The 8,392-nt window shown below is 38.1% G+C and carries 7 protein-coding genes; 5 read left to right on the top strand and 2 right to left on the bottom strand.

Translation table 11 applies throughout. The annotated features are described in order from the left end of the window. A partial coding sequence (locus K6D58_RS04185) for a uroporphyrinogen decarboxylase/cobalamine-independent methonine synthase family protein (protein ID WP_486389750.1) occupies positions 1-1,005 on the bottom strand: 1,005 nt, incomplete at its 3' end. Positions 1,006-1,137: 132 nt separating this feature from the next. Here K6D58_RS04185 and K6D58_RS04180 point away from each other — a divergent pair. Together K6D58_RS04180 and K6D58_RS04175 are read left to right on the top strand one after the other, a co-directional pair. Continuing rightward, the gene (locus K6D58_RS04180) at positions 1,138-2,049 is read left to right on the top strand and encodes a LysR family transcriptional regulator (protein WP_296827944.1); all 912 of its coding nucleotides are present in this window, start codon (positions 1,138-1,140) and stop codon (positions 2,047-2,049) included. A 195-nt stretch (positions 2,050-2,244) separates the two neighbouring features. Next, on the top strand, positions 2,245-2,712 hold the full coding sequence (locus K6D58_RS04175) for a DUF2798 domain-containing protein (RefSeq protein WP_296827942.1): 468 nt from the start codon (positions 2,245-2,247) through the stop codon (positions 2,710-2,712). 7 nt (positions 2,713-2,719) lie between these two features. On the opposite strand, the gene K6D58_RS04170 is transcribed toward K6D58_RS04175, so the two are convergent. Beyond that, on the bottom strand, positions 2,720-4,816 hold the full coding sequence (locus K6D58_RS04170; RefSeq protein ID WP_296827940.1) for a methyl-accepting chemotaxis protein: 2,097 nt from the start codon (positions 4,814-4,816) through the stop codon (positions 2,720-2,722). A gap of 167 nt (positions 4,817-4,983) precedes the next feature. Between K6D58_RS04170 and hydE the strand changes: the two genes are divergently transcribed. The 3 genes from hydE to hydF form a co-directional block, all read left to right on the top strand. Continuing rightward, positions 4,984-6,030 carry a [FeFe] hydrogenase H-cluster radical SAM maturase HydE gene (hydE, locus tag K6D58_RS04165; RefSeq protein ID WP_296827937.1) on the top strand — a complete coding sequence of 349 codons (1,047 nt, stop codon included), beginning with the start codon at positions 4,984-4,986 and terminating at the stop codon, positions 6,028-6,030. 82 nt (positions 6,031-6,112) lie between these two features. Further along, positions 6,113-7,561: a [FeFe] hydrogenase H-cluster radical SAM maturase HydG gene (gene hydG, locus K6D58_RS04160; RefSeq protein WP_296827935.1), complete on the top strand. Its 1,449-nt coding sequence runs from the start codon at positions 6,113-6,115 to the stop codon at positions 7,559-7,561. Between the two features lie 10 nt (positions 7,562-7,571). Beyond that, a partial coding sequence (hydF, locus tag K6D58_RS04155; RefSeq protein WP_296827932.1) for a [FeFe] hydrogenase H-cluster maturation GTPase HydF occupies positions 7,572-8,392 on the top strand: 821 nt, incomplete at its 3' end.

Here is an 8,392-nt window from a genome sequence, read left to right as displayed (position 1 = left end):
GTGAAGAAGGGAACATGAACTTGTAATAACAATGTTTTCTTCTTTTACATATTTTTTAATTTCTTCAAGGAGCTTGTTTTTACTTTCGTAGTTACATCTCCAGATGTTCTTTCCGTTTACAATTCCTGCAAAAAGAAGGGTATCCTTAGGGAATCCTGATGCTAAAAGTTTAAGGTTTTCTTTTCCTTCTACAAAGTCCAGGGCGATTCCGTCAAAACCATACTGATCAAGCTGGCTGTAAATATCCCTTACATCTCCAAAGAAAGTCTGGAGGCATACTTTGATTTTGCATTCTGCTTTAACTGTCTGAATAAGTTTTTTGTAAATCTTATCAAATAAATCTTTGTCCTGAGATATTAAATCCATTACAAGATATGGTTCTGCAAGGGCAATCCACTGGCATCCTTTAGCCTCCAGTTCTTTTGCAAGCTGGATGTAGGCTGCTGTAAACTCTTCTGCAAAGTCAGCTGCAGATTTTTTTCCTGTATAGCTGGCAAGCTTAAGGAAGGTAAATGGTCCTGTGATTACAGGTATTGTATCAAAGCCCTGGGCTTTAGCTTCTGAATATTCCCTGCAAACTTTATTGTTTTCTGCCAGAGAGATTTTTGTCTGATCACAAAGTTCAGGTACAATGTAGTGGTAGTTGGTATTAAACCACTTTTTCATAGGAAGGGCTTTTACGTCTCCTGCTTCTCCCTGATAGCCGTGGGCTGCTGCAAAATATTTTTCTGCCTGGCTTAAGTTAAGGTTCATGTAGCGGGCAGGAAGGGCATTAAATAAAAATGCTGTATCAAGAACATTGTCATAAAAAGAAAAATCATTTGAAGGAATAAAATCCATTTTATTTTCTTTCTGTTTATCCCATCCGTACTTTCTTAATTCTGCTGCTGTTTTTTCCAAATCATTAATAGAAAGTTCATTTTTAAAATACTTTTCTACTGCAAATTTTAATTCCCTGTTCTTTCCGATTCTTGGAAATCCCAGTACACCTGTTTTGTAAGCCATAAGACTTTCTCCTTTTAAAAAATCTTTTACAAATATAGACAAAGTAAGCTTTAATGAAAAATACTATTTTTAGATGTGTGGCAATAGTTTTTACCTATGGCAAAAAAAAGATATATAGGCTAAGATTTTTATATGACCTTACAGCAGTTAAAGTATGCAGTTGCAGTTGCAGATGCAAAAAATATTACTGAGGCTTCAAGAAAGCTTTTTATTTCCCAGCCAAGTCTTACGGCAGCTATTCATGATCTTGAAGAAGAAATGGGTATCAGTATTTTTATTCGTTCCAACAAGGGTGTTCTTGTTACCAACGAAGGGGATGAGTTTTTGTCCTATGCCCGCCAGGTTCTGGATCAGGCTTCTTTACTGGAAGAGCGTTTTAAGGGACTGCCGGATTCAAATACGATTTTTTCTGTAAGCTGTCAGCATTATTCTTTTGCAGTAAATGCCTTTGTAGATGTCATAAGGGAGTTTGGCGGCAATCAGTATGATTTTACTTTAAGGGAAACCCAGACTCACGAGATTATAGAAGATGTTGCCCACTTAAAAAGTGAAGTTGGAGTTATTTATATCAGTTCAAGAAACAAGGACGTAATTAACAAGCTTATAAAAAAGAACAATCTTGTTTTTACTCCCTTTTTAACAACAGGCCTTCATGTTTTTATTTCTAAAAAAAATCCTCTGGCAAAAAAAGAAAAGATTCAGCTGTCGGATTTATCTGACTATCCATATTTAACTTACGAGCAGGGAGATTATAATTCCTTTTATTATGCAGAAGAGCCTTTGTCAGAAATTGATTTTGACTGTCCCAAAAGCATTAAGGTCAGGGACAGGGCAACTCTTTTTAATTTGTTAATCGGTCTTAATGGTTATACTTTTTGTTCCGGTATTATCAGTCAGCAGCTGAATGGTAAGGAAATTATAGCCAGGCCTCTGGATGTAAAGGATTCCATGACAATTGGTTATCTTATAAAAAAGAATCTAACTCCTTCCCGTTATGCAAAAAGCTATATTGAATCCCTAAAAAAACATGCAGCCTTTAAGTAAAAAAAATCCGGGGGCTATTACACAAAAAAAATATTTTTGATACAATCCCTTCACTTATTTTAAGGTTGCTAATCTTATAAAGAAATATTTTTAATTTCTTTACATGCTCATGTGCAGGTTTGCATAGTTATCCGCAATCAGATTTTTATCTAGGCCGGGTAACTGAATATTGGACCGGCCACAGGAGCTTTTTTTATGCCTAGAAATTTATTCCAGGAAATCATTTTTACAATCATCATGGTTTTTGTTATGGTATATGCCATGATCTGCTACAACATCGCCCTTGCCTGCGGTGGAATGAATAATGCTGTTTTCTTAAATGCCTTTCATGAACTTCCGATTATGATGCCTGTTGCATTTGTTCTTGATATGATAATTGCAGGCCCACTTGCTAAAAAAATTACTTTTAAACTTTTTAATCCACAGAAGGACAATCCAATTTTTATTGTTCTTTCAATTTCAATTTGTTCTGTCTGGTTTATGTGTCCTTTGATGAGTTTTGCTGCAACTGTATTTTTTAAGGGTGGTTTTAATAAGGATACGATTTCTGTCTGGCTTGAAACTACTGCTTTTAATTATCCAATGGCTGCATTCTGGCAGCTGCTTTTTGCAGGTCCCATCGTAAGAAGGATTTTTGGCCTTTTATTCAGGGACTGCAAGTAGCTTATTTTTAGAATTTAAATCCGTCGATTTTTTCTGCAATTCCTTTTACTGCACTGCCTGTATTGTCGGCAACATTCATAAGGCTGTTCTTTATTTCTATTACTTCATCAGCAACTTCTGCTGTTTGAGAAAGGGCAGCCTTCATGTCTCCGGTTTCCTGATTAAGAAGCTGGATTTCTTCTTTAACACTTTCATTGTTCTGACTCATAGCCTCAGATGCAGCTTTTACATCAGATGCTTTCTGGGACATGGTTCTAAGTGAATCAAGAATCTGTGTATTTCCTAAAGATTGTTCTGACATTGCAGTTTTAATTGATTCAACAAGCCTTGTAGTTTCCTGCATCATGTTTTCTGTATTAACGTTAATGGAATCTGCAAGGGCTGCTGCTTCTACAATTTCTGCAATTAAGGCAGAGATATTCTGTATCTGTTTTTTAATGGACTTGGACTGCTTTGAAGAATCTTCTGCCAGTTTACGGATTTCTTCTGCAACTACAGCAAATCCCCGGCCTGCTTCTCCTGCATGGGCTGCTTCAATTGCAGCATTCATAGAAAGAAGGTTAGTCTGTCCTGCAATGTGGGAGATGATTTTATTTGCTTCTTCAAGATTCTTTGACTGGGCTTCTACATCTTCTACTTTCTGTTTTACTGTAATGTTTGCCTCAAGTCCCTTTTCTGAATTCTCCTTAAGTTTTTCAAAGGCAGTAGTCATGTTTTCTGTTGATTCATAAACGGACTGAATGTTTCCAACCATTTGTTCAACTGCAGTAGAAGCTTTGTTAGATGCTGAGTTCTGTTCTTCAATAAGGCTTTCCAGCTGGTGAATTGATTCAGAAATTTTCTTTGTAGAATCAGATGTAGATGCAACACGGTTTTCCTGACCAATCATTTTTGTCTGCATGTTAACGATTGCCTTAGTAAGCTTGTCGATTTCCGTATCAGTGCTGTTTGTACATTCAGTTAAATTTCCGGAAGCAATTGTAATTGAATCTTTTGACGAAGCAATATTTTTAATTACTTCCTGAAGTTTTTCCATTACCATGTTAAAGCTTTGGGTAATCTGTCCGATTTCGTTTTTGCTTGCAGAAGGAAGTCTGCTGGTAAGGTCAGCATTTCCGTCAGCAATGGAACGCATTTTTCTGTTAAGCTTTTTAAGGGGCCTTAATCCCAGTAAAAGGAATACACAGGCACCGGCAATAATTAAGATTGCACAAAGTACGCTGGTAGTAACCATGGCCTTAACAAGAATGTCCGAAGTAGAGTTTATCTTTTTTACAGGAAGGGCAGAGATAAGGGTGGTAGATGTAAAGCCTCCCTTTTTCTGAAAAGAAATATATGGTTTACCGTTAAGGCTAAAGCTTTTAGTGCTTATAGTGTCAGAAACATTGTCTTCTGTTGAACTATTTAAAGAGATTCCCGGAAGTTCATCAAATTTCTTTGTCATTATGTAGCCACGGTCTGATGCCATAAGAAGCTTTCCTTCTTCCGTAAGAACTGCTGTAAATCCGCTGGCAGAAGTAAGACCATCCTTGTCTTCTTCAATAATGTCATCAAAAAATGAACGGGCAACATAGGCAGTAAAACATCCAATATGGGTAGAGCCGTCTGACTTTTTTGGTTCAGTTGCCTTACAAACAGGAAGAAGCACGTCAGAGGCAGTATTTCCAAAAGGCTGACCATAATACTGGGAAAGATTTTCTCCCTTCATTTTTTTAAAGTATTCTGTAGAAGAAACATCTTCAATTCTTCCGTCGTCATAGTAGGCATTACCGCTTTCATAGTCCAGGTAAGCAAGATTTGTAAAAGTCTTTTGCCTTAAAGCAGATTTTTTAACAAGCATGGCCTGGATCTCTTCAGGGTCCCTGGAAGTGCGGCCTGTTTCGTCCAGCATGGTGTAGCTTCTTAACTGCTGCATGTTAATGCTGTTTCTGAACTTAATTGAATCATCAAGCTGGTCTATCATCTTTTTCTGACTCTGAACGAATGTTTCCCTTACATCCTTAGAAACACTTTTAATGCTGATAAAAGCAGAAAGTGTCATGCCAAAAATAACAACAAGGGCCATTTTCCAGCTGATTTCCAAAACTAAACTAGATTTCTTCATATAAAACTCCGCTTAGAGATTATCTTAACTTTAATTTTAACACGGAATTTTTAAATTTCTCGTAAAGGGGGCAGGTAAAGCTTTTGTTTTGGCAAAAGGAATCATATTATTGAGAATAATCCTTACTAAGGGTAAAATGCGGTGTAAATTCAGGAGAAAGCATTTATATGGAAGATTTTTATCATATTGCAGATAAATTATGCTCTGACCACAGTCTTTCTATAGAAGAATATGAATCTCTCATAAAGAATTATTCCCCTGAGGCCGCTGAATATTTACGTAAAGAAGCCCTGGCTCTTAGAAAAAAGTATTACGGCAATTCAGTTTATATCAGGGGTCTTATTGAATTTACAAACATCTGTAAAAATGACTGTCTCTACTGCGGAATCAGAAAAAGCAATCTTAAATGTCAGAGATACCGCCTTAGTCCTGAAGAAATACTGGACTCTTGTAATCAGGGTTATGAACTTGGCTTCAGGACTTTTGTTCTTCAGGGAGGAGAGGACACTTATTTTACGGATGACATACTTTCTTCTATTATAATGTCTATAAAAGAAAAGCATAATGATTGTGCAGTAACCCTTTCTATAGGAGAGAGGTCTTTAGAAAGTTACCGGGCCTTACACAGGGCAGGGGCAGACCGTTATCTTTTACGTCACGAGACTGCAGACCCCCTTCATTATGCAAAACTTCATCCTTCCTTTATGTCTTTTACAAATCGAATGGAATGCCTTAAAAATTTAAGGGAAGCTGCTTTTGTAACCGGGGCGGGCTTTATGGTGGGTTCACCCTTTCAGACTCCCAGGGAACTTGCCCAGGACCTTAAGTTTATAGAAGATTTTAAACCCCAGATGTGCGGAATCGGGCCCTTTATTCCCCATAGTGATACTCCTTTTGCAGACTATAAGGCTGGGAGTGCAGAGCTTACCTGTTATCTTTTATCTATTATAAGGATAATTAAGCCGGATATTCTTCTTCCGTCTACCACAGCTCTTTCTACTTTAAGCCCTAATGGCCGCTTAAATGGAATCCTTAGTGGAGCCAATGTTATTATGCCAAACTTAAGCCCCCTTTCCGTAAGAAAAAAATACAGCCTTTATAACAAGAAGGCCTGCACTGGTTCAGAAAGTGCTCAGGAACTTGACCTTATTAAAAAAGACTTTGCTGCTGCCGGTTATGAGATTGTAGTAGACCGGGGAGATCCTGTAAGTTGAATTTTTATTCAGCATAAAAAAGTGCCTTTAAATACAAAATCCTTCTGTTGAATAAATTTATTCATGGTTTTATATTTTGCCTATGGCTGTGTACAATCCAAAATCTTTATCTGCTGATGAATTTATTAATGATGAAGAAATCCTCCAGACTTTAGCCTGGGCTGATGAAAACAAAAATAATCTTGATTTAGTTGATTCTATTTTAGAAAAAGCCCGTCCTAAAAAATCAGGCAGCGGCTGTCACTGTCAGGGGCTTAGTCATAAAGAAGCTTCCCTTCTGCTTGCCTGCGATGATCCTGCAAGGGTTAAGCGTATGTTTGAGATTGCAGAAGAAATCAAGCAGGCCTTTTACGGAAACAGAATTGTTTTATTTGCTCCCCTTTATCTTTCCAATTATTGTGTAAACGGCTGTCTTTATTGTCCCTATCATCTTAAGAATAAAAGTATTGCCAGAAAAAAGCTTACTCAGGAAGAGATTCGTAAGGAAGTAATTGCCCTTCAGGATATGGGCCACAAGCGTCTTGCCATAGAAGCTGGAGAAGACCCTGTAAACAATCCCCTTGAATACATTCTTGAAAGTATAAAGACAATTTATTCCATTAAACATAAAAACGGTGCAATCCGCAGGGTAAACGTAAACATTGCTGCAACTACTGTAGAAAATTACAAAAAGCTCCATGATGCAGGAATCGGTACCTATATTCTTTTTCAGGAGACTTATAACCGCAGCTCTTATGAAGAACTCCATCCCACTGGTCCTAAGCATGATTATGCCTGGCACACAGAAGCTATGGACAGAGCTATGGCCGGGGGAATTGATGATGTTGGTTTAGGTGTTCTTTTTGGTCTTGAAAGTTACCGTTATGAATTTGCAGGTCTCCTTATGCATGCTGAACATCTTGAAGCCCTTCACGGAGTAGGTCCTCATACCATAAGTGTTCCCCGGGTAAAACACGCTGATGATATAAACCCGGAAGTTTTTGATAATTCAATTCCTGATGAAATGTTTAAAAAGATTATTGCCTGTATAAGAATTGCAGTGCCATATACTGGCATGATAATTTCTACCAGGGAAAGTGAATCTGTCCGTAAGGCTGCCCTTAATCTTGGTATCAGTCAGATTTCCGGGGCTTCAAGAACCAGCGTTGGTGGTTATACTCAGGCCGACCGTCCCCATGACACGGAACAGTTTGATGTAAGTGATCAGCGTACCCTTGATGAAGTTGTCTGCTGGCTTATGGAAAACAATCACATTCCTTCTTTCTGTACAGCCTGTTATCGTGAAGGAAGAACTGGTGACAGGTTTATGAGCCTGTGTAAGAATGGTCAGATTCTTAATTGCTGTCATCCAAATGCCCTTATGACTTTAACTGAATACCTTACAGATTATGCCAGTGAAAAAACAAAGGCCACAGGTTTTAAAATGATAGAAAGGGAACTTAAAAACATTCCTAAAGAAAAAGTCAGGCAGATTGCCCTTGAACATATTGAAGCCATAAAAAATTCCAGCAGCAGGGACTTTAGGTTTTAGGAGGCTTGTCTTGGAGAATTCATTACCCAGAGTAACAATCGCTTTTTTTGGAAAACGCAATGCAGGTAAATCTTCCCTGGTGAATGCCGTAACAAGTCAGGATATGAGTATAGTTTCTCCTGTAAAGGGAACAACCACAGACCCTGTAAAAAAATCCATGGAAATCTTACCCTTAGGTCCTGTGGTAATAATCGATACTCCGGGCATTGATGACCAGGGCAGTCTTGGCCAGCTTCGTGTAGAAAAAACAAAGAGGATTCTGGACTCTGCCCAGATAGCTGTTTTTGTAAAAGACTGCAGTGAGGGAGAACTTATTCCCCAGGAAGAAAATCTTCTTGAAGAGTTTAATAAAAGGTCCCTTCCATATATTGTTGTCTTTACAAAATCTGACAACCTTAGTAAAAATGACAATCCCCTTTTTACCCGTTTTAAGGAATGCAGCATTTTAGTAAGTGCCAGGGAAAATACAAATATTAATCTTCTTAAGGACAAGCTTGCATCTTTAAGACCCTCTGACCAGGCCAGACCTTTTGTAAGGGATTTACTTAAGAGTCAGGATTTTGTTGTCCTGGTTATTCCTATAGATAAGGCAGCTCCCCAGGGCCGTCTTATTCTTCCCCAGCAGATTGCCTTAAGGGATATTCTTGACGGGGGAGCCATTCCAGTCTGTACCAGTGTAGAAAATCTTCCTTATACTCTTGCTTCCTTAAAAAAAGAGCCGGCTATGGTAATTACAGATTCCCAGGCTTTTGCTCAGGTTAAGCCCCTTGTTCCGGAAAATATTTTTTTAACAAGCTTTTCTATTTTAATGGCCCGCTTTAAGGGTACACT

The sequence above is a fragment of the Treponema sp. genome (assembly GCF_024696245.1).
Taxonomy (GTDB): domain Bacteria; phylum Spirochaetota; class Spirochaetia; order Treponematales; family Treponemataceae; genus Treponema_D.
This window is presented reverse-complemented; position numbering and strand designations above follow the sequence as displayed.

Excerpts from the sequence above, each read along its gene's own strand:
- K6D58_RS04180 (WP_296827944.1), top strand. The coding sequence starts at position 1,138 with ATGACCTTACAGCAGTTAAAGTATGCAGTTGCAGTTGCAGATGCAAAA.
- K6D58_RS04175 (WP_296827942.1), top strand. The coding sequence starts at position 2,245 with ATGCCTAGAAATTTATTCCAGGAAATCATTTTTACAATCATCATGGTT.
- K6D58_RS04170 (WP_296827940.1), bottom strand. The coding sequence starts at position 4,816 with ATGAAGAAATCTAGTTTAGTTTTGGAAATCAGCTGGAAAATGGCCCTT.
- hydE (WP_296827937.1), top strand. The coding sequence starts at position 4,984 with ATGGAAGATTTTTATCATATTGCAGATAAATTATGCTCTGACCACAGT.
- hydG (WP_296827935.1), top strand. The coding sequence starts at position 6,113 with ATGGCTGTGTACAATCCAAAATCTTTATCTGCTGATGAATTTATTAAT.